The sequence below is a fragment of the Azoarcus sp. KH32C genome, assembly GCF_000349945.1.
In the GTDB taxonomy this organism is placed as follows: Bacteria; Pseudomonadota; Gammaproteobacteria; order Burkholderiales; family Rhodocyclaceae; genus Aromatoleum.
Genome location: NC_020516.1, coordinates 1,458,933 through 1,485,843 on the forward strand (window position 1 = coordinate 1,458,933; position 26,911 = coordinate 1,485,843).

The window sequence follows — 26,911 nt, forward strand, 5'->3', positions numbered from 1 at the left end:
ATGGGCGGAGATCAGACGAAGGCATCGTCGCTTCCCTTGCCGCCCAGCATGATCTGGCCTTCCTCCGCGAGACGGCGGACGACCTTGAGGATTTCCTTCTGCTCGGCTTCGACTTCGGACAGGCGCACCGGGCCCTTCGATTCGAGGTCTTCGCGCAGCATTTCGGCGGCGCGCTGCGACATGTTCTTGAAGATCTTCTCGCGCAGATCCGGTGCCGCGCCCTTGAGCGCGATGACCAGCGAGTCGGACTGCACTTCGCGCAGCAGCGTCTGCACGCCGCGGTCGTCGATGTCCATGATGTTTTCGAACACGAACATCTCGTCGAGGATCTTCTGCGCGAGATCCGGATCGTACTCGCGGACGTTGTCGAGCACCGCGGTCTCCGCTGCAGCGCCGACGAAGTTGAGGATTTCGGCCGCATGACGCACGCCGCCCATCGATGCCTTCTTGACGGCAGACGCGCCGGACAACATCCGGCCCAAGGCTTCGTTGAGCTCCTTCAGCGCCGCCGGCTGCACGCCGTCGAGCGTCGCGATGCGCAGGAGCACGTCATTGCGCAAACGGTCGGTGAACTGCTTCAGGATCTCGCCCGCCTGGTCGTACTCGAGGTGCACGAGAATGGTCGCGATGATCTGCGGGTGCTCGTTCTTGATCAGGTCCGCGGCCGTGATCGCGTCCATCCACTTCAGGCTTTCGATGCCCGCCGTATCCGAGCCCTGCAGCACACGCGCGATGATGTGACCGGCACGCTCGTCGCCGAGCGCCTTGGTGAGCATCGCACGGATCTGCTCTTCGTCGGCCTCGACCGGCGCGCCCTTTTCGCGATGCGCATCCAACTCGTCCAGCACCGCTTCGACGCGCGAGCGCTGCTGCGCCGGCAGGTTCGCCATGGCCATGCCGAGCTTCTGTACCTCCTTCGGCCCCAGCAGCTTGAGCACTTCGGCCGCCTCGTCCGAGCCTAGCGCGAGGAGCAGCAGGGCGCTCTTTTCGAGTCCGTCCTCAGGCGTCGTCATTTCTTCCCTTCCTCATTGGTCCCCATCCATTCCTTGATCAGGTTGGCGATGACCTTCGGATCCGTTTTCGCGAGTTCCTTCGCCTCCGCGAGCTTGTGATCGAACGTGCGCTCGGCCGCGCCGTGAGACAGGCTGACGAGGACTTCCTCCTCGCCTTCTGCGCCGGGTTCGCGGCCGGCTTCCGGTCCTTCGGCCTTCTCCGGCGCAACGCTGCGGATCAGCGGGCGGATCACGCCGAAGTACACGAAGGCGAGCGCCACCAGAATCACGACGTACTTAAGCACTTCCTTGCCGATCTCCTGAATTTCCGGATCCTTCCAGATCGGCACGGCGGCCGGGCCTTCTTCCTTCGCAGCGGCGAACTGCGCACTGGACACATTGAGCGTATCGCCGCGCTTCTGGCTGAAGCCCATCGCTTCACGCACGAGACTGGTGATGCGGTTGACCTCGTCGTCGCTCAGCGCCACCTGACGCGTCTGACCATTTGGCAGCGTTTCGGTGCGCTGGTTCACGACGATCGCCACGGACAAGCGCTTGACCTGGCCCACCGACTGCTTGGTGTGCTGAACCGTGCGATCGAGTTCATAGTTGATCGTGGCTGCCCGGTTGCCATTAGCCGTGCCCCCGGCTCCCGTGCCGCCACCGGGGACATTGGGTGACGTGATCGGGGCAGTCGCCGGCACCGGCGGCTGGTTGGTCAGTGCTCCGGGAACCCCCTGCGCCGCCGGCTCCCGGACCGACTGCTCGGATGTCTGCTGGCTGCGGATCGCCTGATCGGGCGACGGGTTCGGCTTGAAGGTCTCGGCCGTCTCCTCGACCTGGTTGAAGTCGACATCCGCCGTGACCTGGGCCTTGAAGTTGTCGCCGCCGACGAGCGGGGTCAGGATCGTCTCGATGCGGCGGATGTAGCTGTTCTCGACCTCGCGCACATAATTGAGCTGCGTCGCGTCGAGACCGGCGTTGCGCAAGGGGTCGGACCGGCTGGTGAGCAGATTGCCGTTCTGGTCGATGACGCTCACGCGGTCGTTCGCGAGCTGCGGCACGCTCGATGCCACGAGGTGGACGATGCCGGCCACCTGCGCTGCGTCCATCGTCCGGCCCGGATGGAGATTCACCATCACCGACGCCGTCGGCTTCTGCTCGTCGCGCAGAAAACCCGACTGCTTCGGGATCGCCAGATGTACGCGCGCGGACGCCACCGACGAGATCGATTGGATCGTGCGCGCGAGTTCGCCTTCGAGCGCGCGCTGGAAATTGACTTGCTCATGGAACTGCGAAACGCCGAGCTTCTGGTTCTCCATCAGCTCGAAGCCGACCAGGCCGCCCTTCGGCAGCCCTTGTGCGGCCAGACGCAGGCGCACGTCGTGGACCTGGTTCGCGGGGACGAGGATGGCGTTGCCGCCGGGCGAGAAGCGGTAGGGGACGTTCTGCTGCTGCAGCGCGGTCACGATGTTGCCGCCGTCGCGCTCTTCGAGGTTCGAGAACAGCACTGCGTATTCCGGCTGGCGCGTCCACAGCCAGACACCGACGAGCATCGCGATGGCAATCGCAATGGCTGCGGCGGCCGCGATCTTCTGTCGCTGCGTCAGCTCGTTGATACGCTGCAACAGCAGCTGGACCGGTGTCGGTGCCGGGGCTGCGGTGTCGGCGGTAGCCATGGTCGAATCCTTGAATCAGGTCACACTTTTCCGGATGGCGGCATTGTCCTCCTGCCGCGTCAATTTGCTAGAAGGGAAAAGCGGCATTTTTTGCCGCCTATTTGCCGGTTACCATAGACGCGAATCGCCGTAATCTGCCAGCCGTCAAAACAGGTTTCCATCGGCTCAATGCCCACGCCCTCAGAACAGCCCCCGGTCGAGCAGGCCCCCGGCGCAGCGCAGCGGCTCGATGCCGCGCAGCTCGCGGAGGCATTTGCGATGTTCTCGCGCGCCTCCGAAGAGCTGTCGAGCGCCTACAACGCGCTGCAGGGCCAGGTCGCGCAGCTCACCGAGCGGCTCACCGTGCTGCTCGGCGCGCTGCCGGCCGGCGTCGCGATGCTCGACCGCAACGGACGCATCGTACAGTGCAATCGCGCCGCCGAAACCCTGCTCGGCGAGGGGCTCGCGGGTCAGGATTGGAATGCCTGCGCCGCCGGCCTCGTCGAGACCGAAACGCCGGGCGAACTCACTGTCGGCAGCGAAGCGGGTGCGCGCCGCGTGTCCCTGTCGGAGGCGGCGCTCGAATCGGGGGAAGGGCGCATCATCCTGCTGCACGACGTTACCGACACCCACCGCATGCGCGTGCAGGCCGAACGCAACGAACGGCTCGCGGCGATGGGCGAGATGGTCGCGGGCCTCGCGCACCAGCTGCGCACGCCGCTCGCGGCGGCCCTCTTGTACACCGGCAACCTGCGCCAGCCCGAACTCGCCCCGGCCGACCGCACGCGCGTCGCCGACCGCGCAATCGAGCGCCTGCGCTATCTCGAACGCCTGATCCGCGACATGCTGCTCTTTGCGCGCGGCGACAGCCTGGGGCGCCAACGCTTCGGCATCTGCGACCTCGTCGGCGAACTCGTCCATACGCTCGAGCCTTTGGCCCGCGCGCGCCAGATCGTCTTCTCTTCGACCTGCGAATGCGGTGACACCGCGCTGTTGGGCGACCGCAAGGCGCTCGGCGGCGCGCTCACCAACTTGCTCGAAAATGCGATCCAGGCGACGGAGGCGGGCGGAGCGGTGTCGCTGACGGCGGCCGTCGAAGGCGAAACCGCGCACTTTCGTATCCGCGACAACGGGCGCGGCATCGAGTCGGCGCATCAGGCTCGCCTCTTCGACCCGTTCTTCACGACCCGCGCGGAAGGCACCGGCCTCGGCCTCGCGATCGCGCGTGGCGTCGCCCGCGGACATGGGGGGGACATCGCGGTCGAATCGAGCCCGGGCAACGGGTCGCTCTTCACGCTGAGCCTGCCGCTGCCCGAAGCCGACGAAGACGTAACCGGAAAGGATTCCAGAGCATAAGCATGATCGAACAGATCAATATTCTCGTCGTCGAGGACGACGCGGCATTGCGCGACGCCGTTTGCCTCACGCTGGAGATGGGCGGGCATCGCGTCACCGGCGTCGACGGCGGTCTCGCTGCGCTCGCCGAGATCGAGCTGCAGGCATTCAATCTCGTCGTCTCCGATCTGCGAATGCAGCCGATGGACGGCCTGCAACTGCTCGGCGAATTGCGCGCACGGCTGCCGCAATTGCCGGTACTGCTGATGACGGCGTACGGCGACGTCGACAAGGCGGTCGCCGCGATGCGTGGCGGCGCCTGCGACTTCCTCATGAAACCCTTCGAGCCGGAAGTCCTGCTCGAACATGTGCGCCGCTATGCGTCGCAGCCTCCCGGCGAGGACGATACGATCGCGGACGATCCGCACACGCGAAATCTCCTCGGGCTCGCCGCGCGGGTCGCCGGCACTGATGCGACCGTATTGCTGACCGGCGAATCCGGCACCGGCAAGGAAGTCTTCGCGCGCTACATTCATGCGCATTCGCCGCGCAGCGGCGGCTCCTTCATCGCCATCAATTGCGCCGCGATCCCGGAGAACCTCCTCGAGGCGACGCTCTTCGGTTACGAGAAGGGCGCCTTCACCGGCGCCCAGACCGCCCAGGCCGGAAAGTTCGAACAGGCCCAGGGTGGCACGATCCTGCTCGACGAAATCTCCGAAATGCCGCTCGGCCTGCAAGCCAAGCTGCTGCGCGTGTTGCAGGAGCGCGAAGTCGAACGCGTCGGGGGGAAGAAGCCTGTTGCGCTCGACATCCGCGTGCTGGCCACGAGCAACCGCGACATGTCCGGAGAGGTCGCAGCCGGCCGTTTCCGCGAAGACCTCTACTACCGCCTCAACGTCTTCCCGCTCGCCATCCCGAGCCTGCGCCAGCGTCCCGGCGATATCCTCGCGCTGGCACGGCATTTCCTTGCGCGGCATGGCGAGCGCCTGCGCCGTACGGCCCGTCTCGGTGCCGACGCGGAACAGATCCTCGTCCGCCACTCCTGGCCGGGGAACGTGCGTGAACTCGAGAATACGGTGCAGCGCGCGCTGATCCTGGCGGCGACTGACACGATCATGGCCGAGACCGTACGTCTGTGCCTGCCGAACTGGGTCGAATCGGCCGCAGTGCCTGCGGCAACGGCTTCTGCAAGCTCTGCCGCCTTGCCGCCCGGGCCGGCAAGCATTGCCGTCGAACCGGCAGGAATTGCCGCTCCCGTGGCGCCGGCCGCGGTATCTGAAGCGGCTCGGCCCGCAAATATGAAGGATCTCGAGCGCGAGCACATCCTCTCCACGCTGCGCAGTGTCGGCGGTTCGCGCAAGCGCGCGGTCGAGCAGCTCGGCATCTCGGAACGAACCTTGCGTTATAAGCTGCAACAGTACCGGGACGAAGGCTACGACGTGTGATGCCGCACTGCCGTGCGACAGTTGCGCGGACGTCGGATTTTCTCTCATGGCATGACGATTGCTCTGCTAGACTGAGAGCTACGGTCACTCGGTCGTAGAGGTCGAGATTATGGATACGCGAGGAATCAACCAGATGATCGGCGAGCTGCGCTCCACAGCGCAGGCCGCCGCGAGCAAGCCGGCTGCGCAGGGCACGCAGGCGGCGGGTGGCGTCGATTTCGCGGAAGTGCTGCAGGGCGCGTTGAAGGACGTCAGCGCTGCGCAGCAGGAAGCGCGTGGGATGGCGCAGGATTTCTCCGCCGGCGATCCTAACGTGAACCTGCAGGACGTGATGGTCAATCTGCAGAAGGCGAACCTGTCATTCCAGCAGATGGTCCAGGTCCGGAATCGCCTGGTATCGGCCTACCAGGACATCATGAACATGCCGGTTTAACGGCGTCCAAGGTTGTCCGATAGCGAGGCTAAGAGCCTTGTAAATCAAGGAAGTACGCAAAACCGTCGCCCGAGGTTGTCCAGCAAAATCCGTTGCGAGCCAGGGCAAGTGTGGGCAGAATGGTGGGCAGAGTAACTTTTCTGCCCACAGGCGGCTCACGATGGATACCACACCGGTCGCTCTACTCTCTGCGCTCGCTGACCAGCACAAGCTTGCCGAGGCCGACCGGTGCCGTCGCGCGCTCACAGACCGACAGGTCAAATCTGAAAAGCCCGGTGCGAAAGAGCGCAAGGTCGCTGACGGTGGGGGGCTGACTCTATGTATACAGCCGACGGGGCACCGAGTCTGGCGCCACCGTTTTAATCTCGGGGGCAAGCCACAGACGTACACAATCGGGCCGTATCCCGAGGTGAGCCTAGCCCTGGCGCGCACAATGAGCCGCGCCGCGGCGTGGATTGTCGAGCGCGGGGAGCACCCGAAGGCCTACCTCGAGCGCCAGCGCGAGGAAGCCGAGGCGGCGGCTGCAAAAGCGATGACGGTCCGGCAGTGCTGCGAGAAGTGGCGCGCAGAGACAGACGGGAATATCGCAGCCACGTCAGCAGAGAATCGGCGCTCCATGCTCGAGAAGTACGTCCTCGCGACCCTTGGCGAGCGGCCGATTGCGAGCGTGCGGCGCAAAGAGCTTGTCGAGCTGCTCGCCGGCGTGGACGCGAAGGTCCCAGTCACAGCGCAACACTGCCAGCGCCACCTAAAAATGCTGTTTGAGTGGGCGGTCAACCGGGAGTACGCGCCCGGCAATCCCACGCCCGGCGCGGGGAGAGACGTGCTACCGCGGAGGCGCGGGCGCAAAGTCGTACCGCGGAAGGCGATGGCGCGGGCGGACGTACCTGGAATGCTGGCGGAGCTGGACGCAGCTGCGGAGACTCACGCGCTCACAAAAATCGCGATGAAGCTGCTGATTTTGACGTGGTGCCGCACTGCGGAGATTGTAGGAGCGCGCTGGGACGAGGTGAACTTCGACACCGGCGACTGGACGATACCAGCGTGGCGCATGAAAAATCGTATCAAGCACACGGTCGGGCTGTCGCGGCAGGCCGTGGCGCTGCTGCGCGAGGCTGAAAAGCACCGGGTCGAGCATAACGCGGAGTATGTCTTTCCCGGCCGCCGAGGGCGGGGGCACATGAGCCGCACGACGCTGCATCAGTGGCTCGTGCGGTACGGCTACTCAGACGACGCGGATGTGCATGGATTCCGCGCGACAGCGCGCACGTGGTGCAGCGCGGGGCGCGTCGCAGACGAGGTAGTCGCTGAGTATGCGCTTGCGCATCAGCCGAAGGACCCGACCAAGGCAGCGTATGACCGCGAAAAATACGTCGACGACATTCGGGCGCTGCTGCAAAAGTGGGCAGATGAGGTGGACCGGCTAGTCGCCGCGCACCGGGCTGCTGCTACGCAGCTGCCGGCCGACCCCGCGGCATAGGCCAGGGGGCGGGTCGAGGAACTGCATGCGGGGGCGGCTGAGCGAGTAGCCCTACTCGCTGGCAAAAGGCGACCTATGGGCCGCCGCTGGCACGCGGGCTGCGCTAAGATGTGCAGACCCACATTAGGTAGCCAAGGTGAGTATGCGAACGGCGGTCATGTTCTTTTGCGCTGGGCTTGCGACAACGGCCAGTGCTCAAATCACGCTCAACGCGGCGGGACCGTCGCCGCTGGCGCAGTTCATCGAGCCTCTAAACAGAACCATCGACACGAACGGCCCCATCTTGCTGACGGTAAAACCGTGCGGCGGAATAGAAAATGCATGGTGGGACAACGCATCAAGCATCACCTACTGCCAGGAAATTATCCAGAATATCGCCCGGAAGCGGCAGGCAGCGCTCACTGCAGGCCGCATCAGCCAGGACGCTATCGACCGCACGTCAAATGGGGAAGTGCTCTTCGTCGCGCTGCACGAGCTAGGGCACGCGGTCATCGACAGGCACAAAATACCTTTCTCGGGGCGAGAAGAAGACACCGCTGACCAGTTTGCCGCGTGGCTCATCATGCGGCTCAACAACCCGCAGATGTATCTCGGCGCGACCAACTTTTTCGCAGAGCCGTCGCGGATGTTGCGCGTTTTCGGTAAGGAGCGGCTCACCGAAGAGCACAGCCTGAACATACAGCGGAGAGCGCAGCTAGTCTGCTGGGGGTACGGTCGCGACCCGGCGGGTATGCGAGTATTTGCCGACGACATCGGGCTGAGCGAGGACCGGCGGCAGCGGTGCGCTGAAGAGTATCGCCAGCTGATGCAGAACACCCCGCGGCTTTTCGCGGCTGCGCTCAAGAGCCACAGTAGTGGCGGTGTCAGTGCTGACACCGGGTACGCGCCGCCCGCGCCTCGGCCCGGTGCCAGCTACTCCGGAGGCCCAGCGCTTCCGGAACTTCCGCCGATTCCCGAGCTGCCCGCGCTACCTCAGCCGCCGGGATACCGCTCTTCATTTTAACCATGTGAGCGGGGTCTGGTCTATTTTGTCTGTGCGAGCCAAAGTCTCCCAGCAGTCGCTGTACGAAGTAAGCAGCCCACACACACGCTGCGCACTTCAGGAGCGACACAATGAACACCCCCGCACCCACCCCCACCACCATCCTCAGCTTCTGCGCCGAGCTGCGCGGCTCGAACAAACATTACGCCCGCGGCTTCAGCGGCAAGTGGTGCCATCCCGCCCGCGTCTGAGTCCGTAGCTACGACGAAACCGGGGAAAAGTGCTTCGAAGAGGATTTTGGCTTCTGCGACAAGCGCTGCATCGGCCCTCGGTCGCACGCCGGTCAGTTGCTGGCAAGAGCTCAAGCACGGGCAGTCGAGCTGAACGCCGTTTGCGTTCCTCCCCGACACGAAGAACGGCCGTGCGCGCAAGGTGCCGCTCACCCAGCGCGCGATGCGGGTGTTGCGCACCTTGCCCGCGACCAGGGACGGCCGTGTCCTCGGCATTTCCGCAAACGCGCTGAAGAAAGCGTTCTTCAAGTCGGTTCTCGTCGTGAGCGGCGTCAAGGACCTCACGTTCCACGACCTGCGCCACGAGGCCATCAGCCGCCTCGCGGAGTCGGGTCGCTTTGACCTCCCCGAACTGCAGGCGGTCTCCGGCTACCGGGACACTCGCATGTTGTTGCGTTACGTGCACCTGCTGCCGGAACGGACCGCCGAGAAGATGGACCTGTGCGCGAAGCTCGACAGCGGCAGCCACGAGTGGGACCGGGAAAAACGCCGGTTGCGCAGGGTGTACCAAAGTAACCTGGCGGAGTTGGGGGCGTCGGGGGAGGTGAGCGCGGCGGTGAGCCCCGCCACAACCGAAGGCAAGCAGGACGTGGAAACGGTTGCTGCGCGTGAGAGCGACGTATCCGCGCGGGAAGGCGACAGCGAAACGGCGCCCGTGCTACCGGAGAACGTCATCAGCTTTGAAAGCATGCGTCGCCAGCGCACAGCATGACAATGAGCGGCGGGCGGGTTTGCAGTTAAAGGCAGAATTCGCTATAACGGATGCGCCGGAATGGCTGGAACCCAGCCCGGCACTCGGGTTGCTTAGACCCAAAGCATCAACACGGCGAGAACCGGCGCCAATGCAACGTGAAGCTCGAGCTTAAGCATGTTTGAATGCAAGTTCGAGTTTCACTTGCACCACCTCCGTTAGGGCGGTCCGGATTGACTGATGCGGCGTCCGCAGTTTCCTAGGCTCACGGGCGCTGTCTCGGTCGGCCGGCGTTTCGAACTCCGCAGTGCTTTGGGCCGGGGGTGGTGGCCACGGCTCTTTGGGTCGGTGACTGGCGACGGCGGCAGAGGCCCCAACATGCGGCGACGGACGTGGGGCCCGCGGGGACTGTGGCGGTCGTTCTCGTGCATACCGGACGCCGGTGACGGCTACCTTATTTTATTTTGCCCCTGAAGGAATCTTTTCCTAAGAAGGGGCAAACTCTGGCACCGAGGCGGACGAAGTCGACCGCCCCGTCCGCTATCACGCGCGTTGCCCCAGTTTTTGTAAGAGACGGTTGATGTGGGCTTCGTGTTGGGCGAACGAATCCTCACGGTCCACGTGCGTGTATACCCGCTGCACCGTTTCTGGCTTGTCGTTCAAGAGGTGCCCAGCTGCCTTGAACGCGCCCGGTTTTTCCCGGAGAAGAGTTGTCGCGACGAGGTGGCGGAAAGCGTGAGGGCCAATCCCCGGCGACCCGGCAAGAAAGCGGGCGGTCAGCTTTGCAACCCGTCGGTCAATCCCGTTCCAAGCGCCTTGCGAACGAGAGCTTACGAACAGAAATTTACTCGAACGCCCTCGCAGTAACGTTGCTCTGTACTCTTCGAGATAGGCGGCGAGCTTCGGGACCACCCAGGCAGGAACGGTTACATCGTAGGAGCCGGTGTCATTCCCTTTGCCATTCTTGAATTCGTCCCCCGCAAATCGAATATGCCACCCGTCGCCAGCTTGATACAAATTTCCGGTATTGTCGGGTCGCCATGTCATTGCTCGCCAGTTCCGAATGCGCAACGGATTCGACACGAGAAGGGCGAGTAGGCACGCGTCACGCATCAGGAGGGCTTCCCCTACGCTACCGGTCGGATATTTGGTCGCGGCGCGCTCGATAGCCGCAATTGCCTCAAGCACGGGCGTGAGGGGGTCTTCCAGGTCGAGTAGATGCGCGATGGGTTCTCGCGGGCGCCTGCTCATATCTCGCGACTCGCCTTTCCATACCGTGACCACCTCGAACGTAAGTTCGCACTGCTGCTGCCACGCGACTGCATCCTCAGGTCGGTTGGCAGGGGGGAGCGACTTGGCGAGCTCGGGGCGTTGCCGCAGGTAACCCGTTTTTTCACGTACGAGGGCCGCGACAAGAGCACAGAACGAGGCCTGCCCACCATGCTTGAGGCCGCCGCTCCGGTCGGTCATGAACTGAAGAAATGCATTGACGGCTTCGGGATTTGCTAACCACGCCATTGTTTGTGCTTCTTCAGCAGCAAGACCCCAGCCACCGGAGTCGATTGGAAGGGACATGAAGCCGATAAATTGACGCAACTTCTGCAGCACGATGTCGGCCGTCGGATAACCCGACGAGCCCCGCTGCGCAAGCTTCGAAATCGCGCCGAGCGTATCGAGTGGAACGCCTCGCCATTTCGCGTCCTTCGCACGCTTTAAGCTGGTGATGACCGTCGTCTTATAGTCGAAGAAGGCCCGCCATTGCTGTAGGAGTCCAGGGAGCATAGACGCTTCGGGCAGCACATACGTGCTTAAGACGCGCTCGCGCTGTAACTGTCGGAACGCAATCTGATGAGGTGGCTGTTGTGCGGGGCCTTGTTCTTCCTTGACGAGTGCCACTAGTTGGTCTCGGGGTAGGTCGAGTGCCTTTTCAAGACGACGGAGTGTTGGGAAACCTCGCCGGTTGGGTTGCGAACCGTTAAGCCAGCGCCGGAGGGCACAAATGTTGACTCCGATTTCTCGCGCAAGGGTTTTTGGGGCTAGTCCAGTTCGGGCTACGGCAGCCCGAAGGGCAGTGCTGAGCAATGTTGGGGTTGGTTCGCCACCAGTTGCGGTCTTCCTCGCAGCGTCACAGACCCGCCGAATGAGTTTCACATGATGAATGCGGTCGCGCCTCGTTCGGGGGGCTACGTCGATGACATCGATGTATTGCCGCAGTTTTTCGTCGAAGGCGGAGCCTAATTCCACTCCGACACGGGATTGCAGTGTCTTCCCGAGCGATGCGAGGAACGAATTCAGCGTCGATACGACATTCCGGTACTGCTGAATGCTCGATTTGCTCGCTGGGTCAGACTGTTTGTCGTTGCTGATGCCGAAGTGCGCCTGCAAGTGTGCGCACAACTCTTCGTAGGTGATGTTCACGGTGAGCTCCAGGTTTGAGCTCGTGTAGCCGGTCCGAAATGGGGTGGCCTGGCTGCCGTTATCAGTCACCGTTAGAGCATAACGGCGCGTCGGTAAGGCGTTGAAAATACGTGCTTGTTGTTCCATTTTGAGACCTCCTTCTTATCAAGCAGGAGGTCTCGATGACGTTAAGGACGACTACTTCGAGCGGTTGATATAGCTCGTATAGCGACGTCGTGTGGTTTGTTTGCTTGCTCTGGTGAGAACTGGTGGTCACGAAGGGGGAGTTGTTCAGGGGCAGCGGACGGCGGCCTCCGGCGATATCTTCGTCATCGGTCCCAACAGCGAGTTTCTCGGGGGCATTCGCTATACCTCAAGCCAATTGGCATTTTTGAGGGCAATAGCGATGCACACATACGAATGCGACGTGGGCGGTAAGCACTTCATTCTTCGGTACGAGCACGAAGGTCCGGCGCAGTTGCAGGTGGGGCGGCGGACGACGTTGATTCCGCGCGAGATGGCCTACGCGCTGGAGCAGCTTTCGCCGGCCGCGCTTGAGGACCTGTTCACAACCGTCTCGCAAGCGCGGCGGGAGCTGACATTGCTGACAAATCGACTGATTGCCGACGGACTCTCGCTGACCGTCGCGAATCGGCTGGCGGGAGATGTGCTGCGGCTGAACTGACGGGGCGCGGTGGACGTTGAGGCAATCATTCTGAACTACTTCATGTCGCCCCGAATAGGGGCGACAGTTCTTGCGGGGATAAGGCATCCGCGTTTCGCGGCGCCCCTCGCAGGCATCATCGATGCGGCATCTTTCGCGCTAGGCATCGAGTGGCACAGAAATCGCGCCGCTGCGCTGGGCGTTGCCTAGTAACTGCCGCGAGGTGAAGGTCGCCCGGGGGCGCGAACTGCACGACGACGATGTCGGCTCCGGTCGCCTTAATCCATTGTTGCAAGGCCCAGGCGGGCCACCGTGCACGCTGAGTTGGCCGTCACCACGGGCGGGGTACGTACTGGAAACTGTACCTCTTAAGTATGGAGGCTCACGTGGTGAGCTAGTGCGGGGGATATTCTTGACGCATCGTCCATCGTTGGAGGTCACGCCGATATGGTCCATAAAATCATCCTCGCTGCTGACGAGCCGGTCTGCTGTCCGCATTGCGCGCAGAGTTTTCCGCTGTCTCAGGGCATCACTCGCCAAACTATCGAGCACTATGAGCAGGAACTCGAGGCGGTTCTCAAGGTTCGCGAAAGTGAGCTGCGCGATGAACTCGCGCAGGACGCAGAGCGCCGACTTTCGCGCAAATTCAATACGCAGCTCGAATCGCTGAAGGATGAACTGACCGAGCGAGACCGGAAGCTTGCTGAAAGCAAGTCGCGCCTTGATGTACTTATTCAAGAGGCGCGCACCAAGGCGATTGAGGAGGTTGCTGAGCATCAGAAGACTCTGCTGGCAGACCTTGAACAGAAGGAAGCAAAGCTCAGGGAATTCCGTGCGCAGGAGCTGCAGCTGAGGAAGGAAAAGAAGGCGCTCGAGGATGCCCGGCAGGAGATGGAGCTTCAATTGCAGCGCAGGCTAGATGAGGCCCGGGGCGAACTTGAGCACGCCATTCGTGGCGCCGAGGCGGAACGCTTTCGGTTGGTAGAAGCCGAGTACAAAAAGAAAATCGAGGATGCTCAGAAGGCAAACGAGGACCTGCATCGCAAGCTACAGCAAGGTTCAGCGCAGTTGCAAGGCGAGGTGCTGGAACTTGAACTTGAGGAAGTGCTTCGGGCAGCGTTTCCGCTTGACGATATCCAACCGGTAGCGAAGGGCAAGCGTGGGGCGGATGTTGTGCAGCAGGTGCGCACTCCGATGGGACAAGTCTGCGGCACGGTTATTTGGGAATCCAAGCGGGCCGCCAACTGGTCTGAAGCTTGGGTGGCCAAGTTGAAGGACGACCAGCAAGAGGCCCGTGCCGATGTCGCAGTGCTCGTGGCCACGACCATGCCAAAGGATATCCACGAGCCATTTGCGATGCACAATGGTATCTGGGTAGTGCGGCCTGATGCTATGCGTCCACTAGGCGAAACTCTTCGCGTTCTTCTCGTGGAGCTGCAGAAGGCACGCGCATCGAACGAGGGACGCCAGGAAAAGATGGCGTTGCTCTACGATTACCTTTCCTCGCCGCAGTTCGTGCAAAAAGTCCGCACCGTGGTCGAAGCATTTGTTGCCATGAAGAAGGACCTCGACGCGGAGAAATCCGCGATGCAGCGTATTTGGAAGAAGCGTGAAACCCAGATTGAACGGGTTTCGGTGAGCATGATGGGTATGTGCGGCGAGCTGCAGGCCATCGCCCAAAATGCGTTGCCACAATTGGATGACATTGCGCGGCTACCCGAAGGGGCCACGGATGTAGAACTGGCTGAGCTGTAACAGGAGAATCTCAATGGCAGCATCACTTGACGGCAAACTGGTTGTGGCCATCTCATCGCGTGCTCTGTTCAACTTCGAGGAGGAGAACGAGGTGTTCGATGCGGCCAACGATAGCCGCTACATGCAGTTGCAGCTCGAGCGCCTCGACCAACCGGCGGAGCCGGGTGTCGCTTTCGCCCTCATCAAGAAGCTGCTTGCGTTCAATACGCCCGACCAGCAGCGCGTAGAGGTGGCTATCCTCTCGCGCAATGACCCCGCAAGTGGTTTGCGCGTCTTCGCCTCGGCCACACACCACGGGCTAACACTCGAGCGAGGTATCTTTACGCGGGGCGCGCCGCCGCATCGCTACCTCAAGCCGCTCAACGCAAACCTCTTCCTCTCCGCAAACGGGGAGGATGTCCGCGAAGCGCTCAATCACCATTTCCCCGCCGCCCAGGTGTATCCCCAATCGGTCGCTGACGCGCAACGGAATCCAGGGGAAATTCGGATTGCTTTCGATGGCGACTCGGTGCTGTTTAGCGACGAGGCCGAGCGCATCTTCCATCTCGGGGACTTGAGTCAGTTTCAGGCGCACGAGGTCGCGAAGGCCAAGATTCCGCTCCCGTCGGGCCCCTTCAAGCCATTTCTCGCGGCCTTGCACCAGTTGCAGACCGTGGGGTCGGGTGTGCCGATGCGCATCCGTACCGCATTGGTGACCGCGCGAAGCGCCCCTGCACACGAGCGTGCCATCCGGACGCTGATGGACTGGAACATTGGGGTGGACGAGGCGATGTTCCTTGGGGGGCTCCCCAAAGGTCCCTTCCTCAACGAATTCGAGCCCGATTTCTTCTTTGACGACCAAGCCGCTCATTGTGAGTCCGCGGCACTGGTGGCACCAGCCGGGCAGGTCCTCTACGGCGTAAAGAACGATGTGGTGGTCGTCGACGAGGTGGAGGCGTCTTGAAATGAGTGCTTTCAGTTCGCCTATTCCACACGCAAAATCCTATGGCGGCATTCTGCTCACGAGGACCGGCAAGGTCCTGCTACGCGAACCCGCCAATCACTGGGACGGCTACGTATGGACGTTTGCGAAGGGAACCTCGGACCCAGGCGAGAGCCCGGTCGAGACGGCTCTTCGTGAGGTTCGCGAAGAGACAGGTTATCCCGTCGAAATCGTTGGTATCCTTCCCGGTGTGTTCCATAGCGGATGGGGCAGCAGCGTCTATTTCGTGATGCGCCACTCCGGAGAGCAGGGCCGCACGCATTGGGAAACGCGTAGCACGCGCTGGGCAGACTTCGATACTGCTGCATCCTTGATTTCGAAGAGCACCAATGTGAAGGGCCGGGCGCGAGACCTTGCCGTGTTGGATGCGGCCAAGGCCTGGTTCGACGCCAATGACACTGGGCTGCTGCCATCCTCGGAGGGCGCCAAGAAGTTGGACTGGAAGACGGTCGACATGCCCGCTCAGCACGTGACTTTGCAGCTCGACTTTACACTCACGGCTGACGAGGCAGCACAAGTGCGCCTGGGATATATCCCGGCCGAGATGGAGGAGAAATGGTTCGCGTACTTCGATGACAATACCTTGTATCAGCATCGTAGCTGGACTGGCTTCTGCATTGACCAGGTTCATTTCGTGCCGGACGGGGCCGGGCTTCGCGCGACCCATGCGAAAGTGAATCGTGACCGAGAGCAATACGGGAACACCAATGACGCCGAGGATGTGGCGCGCATCGAGAGTTTGGTGCGGCGGCTTGCTAGGGGGCAGTAAACGCAGGGTCCCAACTACGACGGGTGGCGCAGCGCGCTCACAAAGTGCGCTGCGGCCGTATTCAGTTGGGCGGATACGGGGTGTCGCGCGCTCGTAGATAGCATTGTGGGCTGCGCACAAAATTTACCCTGTAGTCAGTGCCGCGGCTTTTACACCCGTCCGAAAAAGAAGAGCCAGTCGTCAATGTCGAGCTCGTGGCGCTCCTCCGGGGCCGCGCTGAGTGCCTGCAGCCATCCGTCGTAGTCCTTCCGTTTGTCGGTGTGCCAGGCCAGTTTCTTGACGCACTCGTCGAGGTCAGTGCTGAGGTCGTTGCGGACCATTACCTGAGCGCCGCGCTCCCAGTCACGAGCTTTCGGGCTGGAGTACTGGAGTACGATTTTCTCGTCGATTTCGAGCCCTTCGGAGCGGATGAGGGCCATGACTTCGTCTTTCTTTGCCTTCCAAAAGGCAATCCGCTGGTCGTGATGGTCCAGCTTGGTGTGCGCCGCCTCAGCCAACTTCGCCGCGGTGTAGGCAAATTTCCATTCGTTCCTAAGCATCACATTCTCCGCGTTGTGGTTGATGGAACCCATCGTAACGTCGGAGTGGCTCATGGCATGAGCCATTAGCCTCAAAGTCAGCCCTACATCGTGGGACGACCGATGGCGGGCCCTTGCACTAGCGAGTTAGCATTGCGTGCCCTTAAAGGGCAAAGCATCTGAATAAGCGACTTTCATCGCCAGCGCGTGGAGTGCTTGAAGTGGGACAACTTTCGTGCCTTTCCATTCTGCTGGAAGAAGTGCGCGAATGGGCGCTTCGGGCCCATTGTAGAGAACCTTTGCTCTGCCGACTCTAAAGTCAATCTGGAAGAAAAGAAGGTACTCAGAAAAACCTTTTCCTGGTGTGAAGGCAGGACCAGAGTTACACAGGCCAGAGGCTTTAACCTGCACGGTTTTGCCCGATTTCGTTAGTGCATCTACCCCTCCTGTACGCTTCCGCGGAGGGACCAGGTCGAAGTACTCAAATGCGAGCGCTTCAGCGATGTCACCGACCAACCGACCGTCCAGTGTGAACTTTAGCTGAGTCTGGGCGTAGTGCTTTGCGAGTGCCTGTTGCGCTGTCCAAAGTTGATTAACTACTTCAGGCAGTTGCAGCACGACTTGTTCTTTTTGCATATCTCACTACTTAGATTGGCCTGAATTCCTGCCGCCGGACTAAACAGAAATGGCCGGAGGTAGATTGGAGCTGCTGCATGACGAAGCACCTTCCGTAGAGGGGGCGTAGCGAAGTTGTACCCAAGGGTCAATCAGACAGACTTAATTTAGGATGGGGGCTACGTGGTCTTCTCAATTCGTATGGCTCGCGCAGCTACCGGCAGATACAGCCATTGCTCCTTGACGGGCTTGCCCGTACTCGCCTCGATGGCTTCGGCATAGGACGAGAGCTGCGGGCCGTGCTCTTGTGTCAGTCCTTCGTCACGTGATGCACCGCCTGGATTGGCTTTGTGGTCAATCAGAATCCACCCATCTGGAGAATTGACCAAGAGGTCTATACGGCCTCGAAGCCTTGTGCCATCGGGGCGGTTCGCCTCGATGGGTATTTCTGAATAGACAACGGAACCGGGCCAGCGCAGCTGGAGCCATTCTTGGAAAGCCTCAATCTGCGCCTGGACCGCTTTCTTGTCGACGCCATGCGCTACGCCCCAGTTGGTGAGGATGCGCTCTATATCGGCTGCGGTGACCTTGCCCGAAATGCACGCGCGTGCGATGCACAGGTGCAAGGCAGTCCCCAGAGCAGTCATGTCAACGCTGGCTTGCAGAGAAACCCGAACGCCTACCGATTGGGATTGGGCGACCGAATAGGTGCCACCATCCGCATTGCTTGGGCGATACCAGAGAGGCTTGGTTTCCAGAGGGGCATTGTGAACAAACCAGCTGCAAGTTGAGGCCGATTTCTCCGGAGGCTGGAGAGCACATTCGGCGGCCGTCCAGGTTCGCGACTCTCGTAGGACTTGACTGCCGTCTGACAGGTCAAGGAGGCCGCTGTCTCCAAAGAGCAGCTGGCTGGCACCAAGCTCATCGACCCAGCCCCGGTTTGGTTGCCGACGGATGCAAGACACCAACACGTTCACGTCGCGAGCACGGGTCATGCTGACGTAGAAGAGTCGCTTGTTCTCCGCCCGGGCGTCCGCTGCCATGGCTTGACCAATAGCAGAGGCCTCTGCATTCACGGCTGCCTGGGGCTGAGCACGTTTGCCCCATGTCTTAAGCCAGAAGTGCACAAAGCGGTTCTCCAGAGGGCGTTGTGGGTCGAAGTCGCCGTCGGTGCGCGCGCGTACCTCCCACAGGGCACTTCTCGCTTCGCTCCCCAAAGAGGTGAGGATGACAATGGGCCACTCCAGGCCCTTGGCGCCGTGATGAGTCAGCACGGCGACGGCGTCGTCTGAGGTCGCTGCACGGTCGTCATCGCCCGAGATTGCCAGCGCTTCGAACCAGCGCAGTAGGCCACTGACGGTGGCCGGGCGCTTGGCCGCGATGCATTCGTCCTCGAAGGCGTTGGCGAGGTCGAGTAGAGCGTCGACGTTAGCAATGCGTGTTCTGGCTTCGTGGGGCGAGCGCGACCATTGGGTTGCCACGTGTGCAACGTGAGACTCAGCACTTGCTAGGCGTAGCGCCTCTGCCGGGGTGAGGGCGCCCATGTTTGGCCTCAGCGCCTCAAGGCGCGAGAGCAGCGGGTGTGCTGAGTTACCAACGGCCTTCCAAAGGTGAGGGTCGGCCCCCTCGGTCTCGATATACCTGAGGCGGTCAACCAACCACTCCTCCACTTTAGCGCCGTCAGCGAGCGTCAGCACCAAGGCTGAGGCCAAGGTGTCCCCAGCGTCGAGCAAGCGCCGCAAGCACGCCAGAACGAAGATGACTTCTGGCGTTCCCAGCAGACCCGCACGCGGACTCGCTGAAGGGACGTCCCAGTGGCTCAGAGCCGTCACAGCCAGTTCGACCTGCGCATTAATGCGGCACAGGACAGCGATATCGCCTGGGCGAACAGGCCGCAGCTGCTTGCTCACCTTGTCTTCGACCTTCAGGCCAGAATCGATGAGTGTTCGGACCGCCTGGCCGAGTCCAAGGTAGTCTGTCTCGTTCTTGGTGCTCTCAAAATTCCAGTTGAAGAGTGCAGGTTGGTCCGGGATGTCGGAGCGCGAAGGCTGCAATCGGACGTCCTCGGAGTTGAGGTCCGGTAAAAAGGAGCTCTCGAAGACTGCGTTCGTTAGAGACACTAATGCAGGAGTGGAGCGCCGCGAAGTGGTCAATGGCTCTCCAAGTGTGCCTCCCCAGCCCTTGATGGCGCCAAGAACTCCCGCGATGAGCCGGGCATCGGTACCACGAAAGGCATAGATGGCTTGCTTCGGGTCCCCAACCCAGACCGAGCGACGTGCCAGCTTGGCAAACTCGACAAAGAGCGCGAGTTGAAGCGGGCTCGTATCCTGGAATTCATCGACCATGACGAGGTCGAGTTCGGTGGACAACGCGTTTCGGACATCAGGGTTTTCGCGGATGGCTCGCAGCAACAACACTTCTTGGTCACTGAAGTCGACGGCCCCCAGCATTCGTTTGGCCTCAGCATACGTGTCGAGAGCATCAGCTGCCAGACTGAAGACCAACTCCAGGTAGCGGCGTACCTCGGCATGGAAGGCAGGGTGTGACTCGTGAGCCTGGGCAGCTTCGGCGACAGGTTTGACCATGTCGCGAACCTTGGCGCCAGCGTCGATTCCACATGCCGCAATCCAGTCCGGCCAGGTCCAACGACTTTCATGGAAGGCTCTATCGAGGCGCTGGAGTTCGTGCTGACCCTTCTGAAGGTTTTGGGCGACCTTGCCGCCGGCCGCCTCGGTCTCCTGGACGTACTTGGTGACTGCGGCCAGTGCCTCCGAGAGTGCTGCCGCCAAGGTGCCGGTTGGGTCTTGACCCGTAGATGGTGCCGGCCAGTTTGCCAGCATCGAGTTGGCATTTCGCGTGCCCATCACGCGTAGCTGAGCGGGAGAGATATCGTTATCTCGAGCGGCCTTAACGACGCCCTCAATTGATTTGGACCAGTCCGCTTGTTCGATACCAAAGCGAGCAGTCAGCTTAACTAGCTCAAACTGACCTGCACCATCGAGGGTTTCGGACAGCGACGTTGCTAGCAAGCGCCTCGTCTGGCCCTCGCTGAGCACGGTCTGGTCGGGAGAGAGGCCCAACTCAAAGCAAAAGCGCTTGAGCATTTGGCCGCAGACGCTGTTGACGGTACCAAGCCGAGCTTGGCCAACTGCAGTGGCTAGGTCAATGCGACCCTTTTCGAGGAGCCACGAGCGCGCACGCTCTCGAAGCTCCGTTGCGGCCTTTACCGTGAAGGTCGTGGCCAGGATTGCGTGCGGACGGGCAGCCCCCGACTCCAGCGCGTCTGCGAGCGTGACCGTCAGCTTGTAGGTCTTTCCACTGCCGGCGCCCGCGCTGATGAACTCAACGTTGTTCATTGCCCCCACCCTCCTAACAGCACCAAGTGGTCCTTGTCCCACGTCCTTGGCCCTTCAACGTGCAACGTTCCTAGCGGTCCCTGGTAATCGTCACCGGCACCAATGGGTACGACCTCGATTTGCCCTGTAGCCCACTGCTGGGCTCGCCACCTCCAAGTTTCCTTGGCCTGCTGCAGCAGAGAAGCTGTCGCGCCCGCGGGAGGCGTGCGCACTTGCGCCTTCGGCATGGCCCCGGAAGCCGTGACGTACATGCTTCCGGACTCGACCATGAAGTAGCCGAGCGCAACAGGGGCGGCGCCGGTTTTCTGCTCAATGAGCAAGGAATAGAGAGCCAACTGAAGATGATTGCCTTGTCGCAAAATCTCTTGGTAATGCTTGTCGCCTCTCCATTTCATATCTAGCGCGACTGTTAGGCTTCCGGGAAACTCCACAATCAGGTCAACCTGGCCGTTGAGTGGCACATTGCCCAGCTCACCATCAACGCAAACCTCCGTTCGAACACGCAGGGCACCAGCTGCCCGCAGATGGTCGAGCATGGAGCAGATAGCCCGCTCACAAACAGCCTTGAAGCGTTGCTGGCTCACACCTGCGCCGCGCATCAAGAGTAAGGCACCTTCGGTCTGCAGGAGCTCATCGACACTACCCCGAAACCACTCCAGTGCTTGGCCGTTGGTCCATGCCAAGGCATCGCTGTGTCCGAAAAATTTCTCGAAGACGCGGTGGGCAAGCGTTCCCAGAAGGCGGTTGTCTTCTTCAGCAGCGAGTACCGTGGCGGGGCGCAATAGAGCAACCCGCTTAAGGGCATAGAGGGCTGGGTCATTGAATAGCTCGGACAGCGATGAGTATGACTGGCTCCAGCTGGGCAGCTCCAACGGTGCGTTCAACTCGATGAATCTGGGGGTTTGGGGCAGTTCCATGCGGGCCAGATTAGTGGATAACGTGCCGACAAACGCACCTTCCAGTTCGGCATCAATGTCGATACACGAGTTCGTGAGTGCCGGTGCCAGCTTGCAGAGTAGCTGCCGAAACGGGTGTTCTTCTGCTCCGGCGGGCGGAAGGACCAACACGAAGCGCTGCTTGGCTACCAAGAGTGGATGGAGCCACTGGTTGGACAGGGCTTCGAGCTCCTGTTGAGGGTCGCGCAAGTGAACTCCCAGCTCTCCCAGCGCAGTCACTTCGGCTTGCGACCACGGCAAAGACGTTGGAAGAAGTGGAGTGGATGGCATCCACCAAATAACCTCGTCTGCCGGTTCTATGCAGGCTGCTGCGGAGGATTCAGCACGAATGCAGCCGACTTGCGCTGGTGAGCCAGGGTTGGTAGTTCCTCCAGGTGTCGCGTGCACGATGAGCTGCTCAACATGGCGCGGAGTCAGGCTGGCGATGCCCTGGCGCTTGAACTCTGTGAGGCCCTCCAGAACCGCCAAACACTGCTCTACAGCTGGCACCAGAGACGCTCTCGCAGATTCATCGCCTGTAAGGCGTTTCCTCAGTGCTGTAGCCAACTTGTCGACTCGAACGAGCAGGGCATCAACTGGTGCCCCTTCGTCACGGCTCCAACGGTCACCCTCGAGCCAGAATGCAATGCTTTCCAAGACGCCCTTGCCATCTTCCGTGGCTCCGATTTTTTCTTTTACAGCGTTCCAGCTCGCGCCTCCAATGCCCGGCTGTTCGGCAACGGCGCGAGCGAGGTTGAAACGTGCCTTACGGCTGAAGGGGCCAATGGGATGAGCAAGGAACTCGACTAGGCGGCCGACGTCGATTGGAGACCAGCACATCTCCAGTGCAAGTCCCACGGCTTGTAGCGACGGGCGCAGCTCGCTCGGGTTCTGGAATCCGCTCCCTGAGCCGCCTGTGGCCGTCATCGTGGTATCGACAGCGTCACCTCCCGCCTCGCAAACCAGAAGCCGGTCAGCAGGCGTCTTTTGACACATAGCGCTTAACCAATGTTTTGCCACCTCGCGGGTAGAGGCTTGCAGGATGACGACGCTACCATCCGAAATGGGGGCGCCAATTGGCTGTAGCCGGCCGTTGCGTAGAGCCACTTGGGCGCACTCTTGGAGTTGGCGCAATTGGCCCTGGCCTTGCGGTTCGGGCATCCACTGGCTCACGTTAGGTAACAGCGCCAGAGTCTTGCGCCAAACCCACGGAAAACTCGCAATCGGGTCTACCAACAACACCGATTTAATCGGTATAGGCTCGGTGGAAAGGGCCGCAATGACAGCGACAAGTCGTTCAGCCTCACCGACAGAGAAATTGCTGGCAGCTGATTGCTCAACCAGAGCCAATTCACGTAGGCGCTGCGGTGCATCATCCGGCGCTGAGCCGTCCCAGCCAGCTAGGCGCCACTCGTCACGCCAGGATAAGAGCTCGGCAGCGGTGCCGACGCTATCAGCCTCTAGCGAGCGGCTGTAGAAGCGCTCATGGTTATCGCATAGCCGCAAATGTCCGAGGTAGCTGGTCACGCGTCGAGCAAGTGATACCTCAGGACGCAGCAGTCCGAGGTAAGTTTCAAGGAGTCCTAATAGGCCCATACGACCTAGCACGGGGTCACCGAGTGAGCTCTCGCGCGAGGGCCCTAGTCGAGAGTCAAGACTCAAGCCAAATGTTATGTTCATCTGTCGGTAACCGTAATAAGCAGTGCCGCGGCCGCCCATGGTAGGGGCAGAACGTGGCTGTCAGTGACGGCAAATTGCCACATCCCGTCGACTCCGTGCGAACTGTGCAGATTTAAATTCCATTGGGTAAGCAAAACATTAAACGCGAATGACAAATGCACTAAGTAGGTCGCCTGCAGAATTCTTAAGGCGGGCAACGCAACAGCTTTGCGTCGGCGCTGTCCTCGGTCTTCGGGGGCGGGGTATCTAGGTGGATGCCGTCGAGGGTGGTGAGATGCTCACACTCGAGAAAATTCACGAGGTCGGATGCTGAGTACAGGACACTTCCACTGACTATCTGCACGGCGACCCCCTCTTATGTGAATTGCGTGCAGATTGTACCGAGTCCATAGCTCACCAGATGAGCGACCTAGATGCTTTTCATGCCTTCCGCGAGTTGGTGCCGAACGCGTTCTCGTAACGACGCAGGCTCAATGACCTTCACCGCTGGCACATGGCGCAGGATATCCATCGTGAGTTCGGTGGGGTTGCTGAACGGCACGCGCAAGCGGTAAGTGCCGTCGTCCTGAAAGCGCCCCTGCTGGTCTTGGTGCCACACCTCGCGGCTGACCCATCGCGCTTGTTCCGCCGTGAATTCCAGCTCCGCCCACTCCACATCCTTACCCGAAAAGATGCCGTAGCCGCCGTCGAGAACCTTGCGCATCTCCCGGTCGCTGACTTCCTTCGCCTTCTCCGTCGTGAGCGTTACCGCGCGAATCGCATCGAGGGCAAAGCTGCGAAGTTCCTCGCGCAGGTGGCACCACGCATCCAGATACCAGGCCTCCCGGTAGAAGGTCAGGCGCTGTGGGGAGACCTCGCGACGAACGGTCTCGTCCCGCGTGCGCACGTAATGGTCGATAGTGATACGACGACGTTGCAGGACCGCTGTGGCAATCGGGGTGAAGTGCTTGGCATCGTGTGCCCGAGCCGCTTGCCGGTGAAAGCGAATGCGCTTGTCGATGTCTGCGACGGAAATTTCCCCTTCACCCATGATTGCGCGCAGACGTGTCAAGAGAGGTTCGACGTGGTGCGAAAGCAATCCCGGTTCGAGGTTTTTCAGGAGCTGCTGCATTGTGAGCAGCGCGAAAACTTCAGACGCGTTGAACCAGAGCCCTGGCAGTTCGTACCGTGGGCCGGAGGAGGGCGCGTCGAAACGATATCCGCCGGCGTCGCGGTCCCAGACGATGGGGGCGTTGAAGCGTTCTCTGAGGTATTCCAGGTCCCGCTTGAAGGTTGCGAGCGATACCTCAAGTTCGTCGAGGAAGGTCTGGACAGGCACCACGCGACGTTCGTTGAGCAGTCGGTCGATATGATAGAAGCGTTCGGTTCGGTCCATTCCGCTCTTTCTTCAATCTGAAATGGCAGTAGGATACCCGTTTGCAGTACCCAAGCTCTTCGCTCACGCTTCATGTTCCGCGATAATGTGGAAGGCGCTCTGCTCTCTCCCCGAAGTCGCGCCGCGTCTACCTCTCGAGCGCCCCGCTTGAAGACCCTTAGTCAAGGCTGTTTCTTTGTGCCTATTCGTCGTAGTCGTCGTGTGACGGGTGGGACCCGAACTGGCCATGGTCTCGGATGCGCCAATAGTCCCGAGAGGCATCCAAACTGCGTTCGACCACATGGACTTCGCGAGGGGCAGTTCGCCCTTCCGCCTCGACCTGCGCTTGCACCGACCGTCCAATCTCACGCTTCACGAAGGTGCCGAAGCGGTCCTCCCTCACGGTGACCTTCTGGCCCGAAAATAGGTCCTTCAGGACCGCTACAGCCACTCCGTTCCCCCTGAGATGCACTGCGCGCACTTCGTACTGTGCTCGGAAATCACGCTTCTTCCGGGTTGGAATGTGGCGGCGAACGCGCCCGAGCATCCGGGAAACAGCAATTCGCACCGAGCGCTCGCGCATGTGCTCAGGATACGTGCACGGGAACGTGTCTCCGCCGGACTCCATGTAGAGGCTACTCTCTCCCGGTTTGACGGTGATGGCACGGCCTCGCTCTGCCCCCCGTTTGGACGAAGACGGGTTGTTTCGCGCCTTCGAGTGCAGTTTGGGCTGCCCCCGCACGCTCGCCTCGACTGCTGCATACGCCATGAGCCTACGTCGGCTATTTAGCGGGGGAAACGGAGGAAGAGACGGCCCAGCGTTGTAACTCGGGACGCCGCTCCTGACCTCCTTCAGCAGGTCTCGGTCGTCGTCCTCGTTATACCACCCGCGGCCGTCACACTTGTAGCACCGCTCGTTTTCGCCCCCGCACGAACACTGGATTCTCGCCATGTCCGCCCCTAAACGCCTATATGGTGTTTGGATGCAGGTTAGCAGAGTTAACCGTGTGACAGGCGCCGACCGGTTCGCGGTCGGCGACTTTCATCACGACCCATGAGGCGTATGCGGTACGCCACGCCCTGAGCGCCGAGTCACGCCACTCTCAAGGTCGCCGCTAGCGACACATGCTTAATCCGGCATGGAAAGTCAAAGGCGACATCAGTTGCCCACGTTTTGTGCGGCGGTCACGCGCGTGATGGACCAGGACTCGTTCGCGGGGCCTCACTGAGTTCCTGAGCGGTGCATCGCTCTGCAGCAGCCAGGGCAGTTCGACGGGGGACGGACCATCCCCGTCAATAGTTGTCACGCGCATTACCTCTTGTGCGGGCGGGCCATGTCGTCTCCAAATCTCACCCTAGTCCAGCAATCGAGGGGGCTCTGAACCGGCTCTAGTGTTCGCGTCAGATGTTGTCGCGTCCCCAGGTCATGCTATGTCCCGGTGCTTTCCTCAGACCAGCTGACCCACTTCCTGATAAAGGTGACTCAGGACCTCCCGCATGTCGTGAGGCAGATAGCTCCATGCCTGGTCGGCGATGTCGTCGGGGATGCCGAACAGCGCTTCGGCAACACCCCCGGCAATGGCTCCGACCGTGTCGCTGTCCCCGCCGATAGATATCGCATTTCGGATGGCATCCTCAAAGTCGGTAGCGTCCAGCGCACAGATGAGGGCCTCCGGCACCGTGTACATGCAAGTCTCGTTGAACAGGTAATGCGGTCGGATGGCGTCGACCGAGCGATTGAGGTCGTACCCGAAGCGCTCAGTCACGGCGACCTTGATGTTCTTTGGGGTAACGCGATTTCTGGCCAGGAAGATTGCCAACGCCGTCGCCTCCGCACCTTTGAGGCCCTCAGGATGGTTGTGCGTTACCGACGTTACCCGCCTTGACAGTGTCGTCACCTCCTCTACCGACTTGGCAAGCAGGCCGGCCGGCGCGACCCGCATCGCAGCGCCATTGCCGAAGCTGCCGTATGGCTCCATGCTGTCAGACAGCAGCCACTCGCCAAATCGGCTGCCCCAGCCGCCGTTGTCCCAGTAGCGGCGGCCCCAATCCTTCAACGCTTCAGCAGCGTCCCGGCCGTTGACGAGTGCGTCGGCCACCGCAATCGTGCAGACCGTGTCGTCCGTGTAGAAAGCCTTCTGGTGGAAGAACGGGTTGAAACTCTTCGAGCGGAAGTTGCTGAACTCGTAGACCGACCCAACGATGTCACCGATGACTGCGCCCAACATTTGCGTAGCTCCTCAATTGCGGTTGATGCGATGGGTACGATGCCCGACGGTGATGACGGTGCCGCGTTCGTCGACCACCGCGTAGACGCCCAAGGCCGGTTCGATGCGCCGGAAGGCGTCACTGCCGACGCTGCGGCGGATGCGTTCCTTGCTCTTGTGTGTGAGATACATGAGCTTCGCACCTCGCTTGTCGTATTCGTGCACGCCGAATTGCATCAGGAGGGGCAGCACCTCCGCCTGAATCCCGCGTTGCTGTGCGCGGCGAGCGGCGTGATGGGTCATAGCGGCTTGCGGCATGGCATATCTCCCCTTCGTTGTGATGGGGTCCATTATCTGGGCTCGCTGGCTCACT

Annotated in this window: 19 protein-coding genes and 1 pseudogene; 10 read left to right on the forward strand and 10 right to left on the reverse strand. The window is 61.2% G+C overall.

Annotation, left to right across the window (positions count from 1 at the left end; all coding sequences use genetic code 11):
• Nucleotides 1-11: 11 nt before the first annotated feature.
• Both fliG and fliF read right to left on the reverse strand, forming a co-directional pair.
• Entirely contained in the window at nt 12-1,013 is a 1,002-nt protein-coding gene (gene fliG / locus AZKH_RS06545; RefSeq protein ID WP_015434958.1) for a flagellar motor switch protein FliG, read from the reverse strand.
• Nucleotides 1,010-2,671: a flagellar basal-body MS-ring/collar protein FliF gene (gene fliF, locus AZKH_RS06550; RefSeq protein ID WP_015434959.1), complete on the reverse strand. Its 1,662-nt coding sequence runs from the start codon at nt 2,669-2,671 to the stop codon at nt 1,010-1,012. Before fliF ends, fliG begins: the two co-directional genes overlap by 4 nt.
• Nucleotides 2,672-2,839: 168 nt before the next feature.
• On the opposite strand from fliF, the gene AZKH_RS06555 reads away from it, so the two are divergent.
• The 6 genes and pseudogenes from AZKH_RS06555 to AZKH_RS06580 all read left to right on the forward strand — a co-directional run.
• Nucleotides 2,840-4,006, forward strand: coding sequence for a PAS domain-containing sensor histidine kinase (locus AZKH_RS06555; RefSeq protein ID WP_015434960.1), 1,167 nt, complete (start codon nt 2,840-2,842; stop codon nt 4,004-4,006).
• Between the two features lie 2 nt (nt 4,007-4,008).
• Nucleotides 4,009-5,430: a sigma-54 dependent transcriptional regulator gene (locus tag AZKH_RS06560; RefSeq protein ID WP_015434961.1), complete on the forward strand. Its 1,422-nt coding sequence runs from the start codon at nt 4,009-4,011 to the stop codon at nt 5,428-5,430.
• A gap of 109 nt (nt 5,431-5,539) precedes the next feature.
• Nucleotides 5,540-5,863, forward strand: a complete 324-nt coding sequence (gene fliE, locus AZKH_RS06565) for a flagellar hook-basal body complex protein FliE (protein WP_015434962.1) — start codon at nt 5,540-5,542, stop codon at nt 5,861-5,863.
• A gap of 160 nt (nt 5,864-6,023) precedes the next feature.
• A complete protein-coding gene (locus tag AZKH_RS06570; protein ID WP_015434963.1) occupies nt 6,024-7,343 on the forward strand; it encodes a site-specific integrase in 1,320 nt (439 codons plus the stop codon).
• A 142-nt stretch (nt 7,344-7,485) separates the two neighbouring features.
• Nucleotides 7,486-8,346: a DUF4344 domain-containing metallopeptidase gene (locus tag AZKH_RS06575; protein ID WP_015434964.1), complete on the forward strand. Its 861-nt coding sequence runs from the start codon at nt 7,486-7,488 to the stop codon at nt 8,344-8,346.
• A 387-nt stretch (nt 8,347-8,733) separates the two neighbouring features.
• Nucleotides 8,734-9,327 (forward strand): annotated as a pseudogene (locus tag AZKH_RS06580) (tyrosine-type recombinase/integrase); the annotation flags it as partial.
• A gap of 522 nt (nt 9,328-9,849) precedes the next feature.
• On the opposite strand, the gene AZKH_RS27180 reads toward AZKH_RS06580, so the two are convergent.
• Entirely contained in the window at nt 9,850-11,850 is a 2,001-nt protein-coding gene (locus tag AZKH_RS27180) for a tyrosine-type recombinase/integrase (RefSeq protein ID WP_015434966.1), read from the reverse strand.
• A 100-nt stretch (nt 11,851-11,950) separates the two neighbouring features.
• Here AZKH_RS27180 and AZKH_RS27185 point away from each other — a divergent pair, with 100 nt between their 5' ends.
• The 4 genes from AZKH_RS27185 to AZKH_RS27190 all read left to right on the forward strand — a co-directional run bounded on the left by AZKH_RS27185 (nt 11,951) and on the right by AZKH_RS27190 (nt 15,873).
• Complete coding sequence (locus tag AZKH_RS27185; RefSeq protein ID WP_156822049.1) at nt 11,951-12,388, forward strand: hypothetical protein; 438 nt, start codon at nt 11,951-11,953, stop codon at nt 12,386-12,388.
• A gap of 426 nt (nt 12,389-12,814) precedes the next feature.
• Complete coding sequence (locus tag AZKH_RS06595) at nt 12,815-14,122, forward strand: DUF2130 domain-containing protein (protein ID WP_015434969.1); 1,308 nt, start codon at nt 12,815-12,817, stop codon at nt 14,120-14,122.
• 13 nt (nt 14,123-14,135) lie between these two features.
• Entirely contained in the window at nt 14,136-15,065 is a 930-nt protein-coding gene (locus AZKH_RS06600; protein ID WP_015434970.1) for a 5'-nucleotidase, read from the forward strand.
• Between the two features lies 1 nt (nt 15,066).
• Nucleotides 15,067-15,873: an NUDIX domain-containing protein gene (locus AZKH_RS27190; RefSeq protein WP_015434971.1), complete on the forward strand. Its 807-nt coding sequence runs from the start codon at nt 15,067-15,069 to the stop codon at nt 15,871-15,873.
• A 149-nt stretch (nt 15,874-16,022) separates the two neighbouring features.
• Here the strand turns inward: AZKH_RS27190 and AZKH_RS06610 are convergent, their stop codons facing one another.
• The 7 genes from AZKH_RS06610 to AZKH_RS06640 all read right to left on the reverse strand — a co-directional run bounded on the left by AZKH_RS06610 (nt 16,023) and on the right by AZKH_RS06640 (nt 26,856).
• Nucleotides 16,023-16,466 (reverse strand): hypothetical protein, encoded by a 444-nt coding sequence (locus tag AZKH_RS06610; RefSeq protein WP_156822050.1) that lies wholly within the window; start codon nt 16,464-16,466, stop codon nt 16,023-16,025.
• A gap of 72 nt (nt 16,467-16,538) precedes the next feature.
• A complete protein-coding gene (locus AZKH_RS27195) occupies nt 16,539-17,027 on the reverse strand; it encodes a hypothetical protein (protein ID WP_015434973.1) in 489 nt (162 codons plus the stop codon).
• A gap of 158 nt (nt 17,028-17,185) precedes the next feature.
• A complete protein-coding gene (locus tag AZKH_RS06615; RefSeq protein WP_015434974.1) occupies nt 17,186-20,362 on the reverse strand; it encodes an exodeoxyribonuclease V subunit beta in 3,177 nt (1,058 codons plus the stop codon).
• Complete coding sequence (locus AZKH_RS06620; protein WP_197538754.1) at nt 20,359-22,824, reverse strand: PD-(D/E)XK nuclease family protein; 2,466 nt, start codon at nt 22,822-22,824, stop codon at nt 20,359-20,361. Before AZKH_RS06620 ends, AZKH_RS06615 begins: the two co-directional genes overlap by 4 nt.
• Nucleotides 22,825-23,386: 562 nt before the next feature.
• Nucleotides 23,387-24,352, reverse strand: a complete 966-nt coding sequence (locus AZKH_RS06625; protein WP_015434976.1) for a YafY family protein — start codon at nt 24,350-24,352, stop codon at nt 23,387-23,389.
• Between the two features lie 1,427 nt (nt 24,353-25,779).
• A complete protein-coding gene (locus tag AZKH_RS06635; RefSeq protein WP_015434978.1) occupies nt 25,780-26,559 on the reverse strand; it encodes an ADP-ribosylglycohydrolase family protein in 780 nt (259 codons plus the stop codon).
• Nucleotides 26,560-26,571: 12 nt separating this feature from the next.
• Nucleotides 26,572-26,856, reverse strand: a complete 285-nt coding sequence (locus AZKH_RS06640) for a hypothetical protein (protein WP_015434979.1) — start codon at nt 26,854-26,856, stop codon at nt 26,572-26,574.
• Nucleotides 26,857-26,911 lie beyond the last annotated feature (55 nt).

Coding starts and splice junctions, on each gene's coding strand:
- fliG (WP_015434958.1), bottom strand. CDS start 1,013: ATGACGACGCCTGAGGACGGACTCGAAAAGAGCGCCCTGCTGCTCCTC.
- fliF (WP_015434959.1), bottom strand. CDS start 2,671: ATGGCTACCGCCGACACCGCAGCCCCGGCACCGACACCGGTCCAGCTG.
- AZKH_RS06555 (WP_015434960.1), top strand. CDS start 2,840: ATGCCCACGCCCTCAGAACAGCCCCCGGTCGAGCAGGCCCCCGGCGCA.
- AZKH_RS06560 (WP_015434961.1), top strand. CDS start 4,009: ATGATCGAACAGATCAATATTCTCGTCGTCGAGGACGACGCGGCATTG.
- fliE (WP_015434962.1), top strand. CDS start 5,540: ATGGATACGCGAGGAATCAACCAGATGATCGGCGAGCTGCGCTCCACA.
- AZKH_RS06570 (WP_015434963.1), top strand. CDS start 6,024: ATGGATACCACACCGGTCGCTCTACTCTCTGCGCTCGCTGACCAGCAC.
- AZKH_RS06575 (WP_015434964.1), top strand. CDS start 7,486: ATGCGAACGGCGGTCATGTTCTTTTGCGCTGGGCTTGCGACAACGGCC.
- AZKH_RS27180 (WP_015434966.1), bottom strand. CDS start 11,850: ATGGAACAACAAGCACGTATTTTCAACGCCTTACCGACGCGCCGTTAT.
- AZKH_RS06595 (WP_015434969.1), top strand. CDS start 12,815: ATGGTCCATAAAATCATCCTCGCTGCTGACGAGCCGGTCTGCTGTCCG.
- AZKH_RS06600 (WP_015434970.1), top strand. CDS start 14,136: ATGGCAGCATCACTTGACGGCAAACTGGTTGTGGCCATCTCATCGCGT.
- AZKH_RS27190 (WP_015434971.1), top strand. CDS start 15,067: ATGAGTGCTTTCAGTTCGCCTATTCCACACGCAAAATCCTATGGCGGC.
- AZKH_RS06610 (WP_156822050.1), bottom strand. CDS start 16,466: ATGAGCCACTCCGACGTTACGATGGGTTCCATCAACCACAACGCGGAG.
- AZKH_RS27195 (WP_015434973.1), bottom strand. CDS start 17,027: ATGCAAAAAGAACAAGTCGTGCTGCAACTGCCTGAAGTAGTTAATCAA.
- AZKH_RS06615 (WP_015434974.1), bottom strand. CDS start 20,362: ATGAACAACGTTGAGTTCATCAGCGCGGGCGCCGGCAGTGGAAAGACC.
- AZKH_RS06625 (WP_015434976.1), bottom strand. CDS start 24,352: ATGGACCGAACCGAACGCTTCTATCATATCGACCGACTGCTCAACGAA.
- AZKH_RS06635 (WP_015434978.1), bottom strand. CDS start 26,559: ATGTTGGGCGCAGTCATCGGTGACATCGTTGGGTCGGTCTACGAGTTC.
- AZKH_RS06640 (WP_015434979.1), bottom strand. CDS start 26,856: ATGCCGCAAGCCGCTATGACCCATCACGCCGCTCGCCGCGCACAGCAA.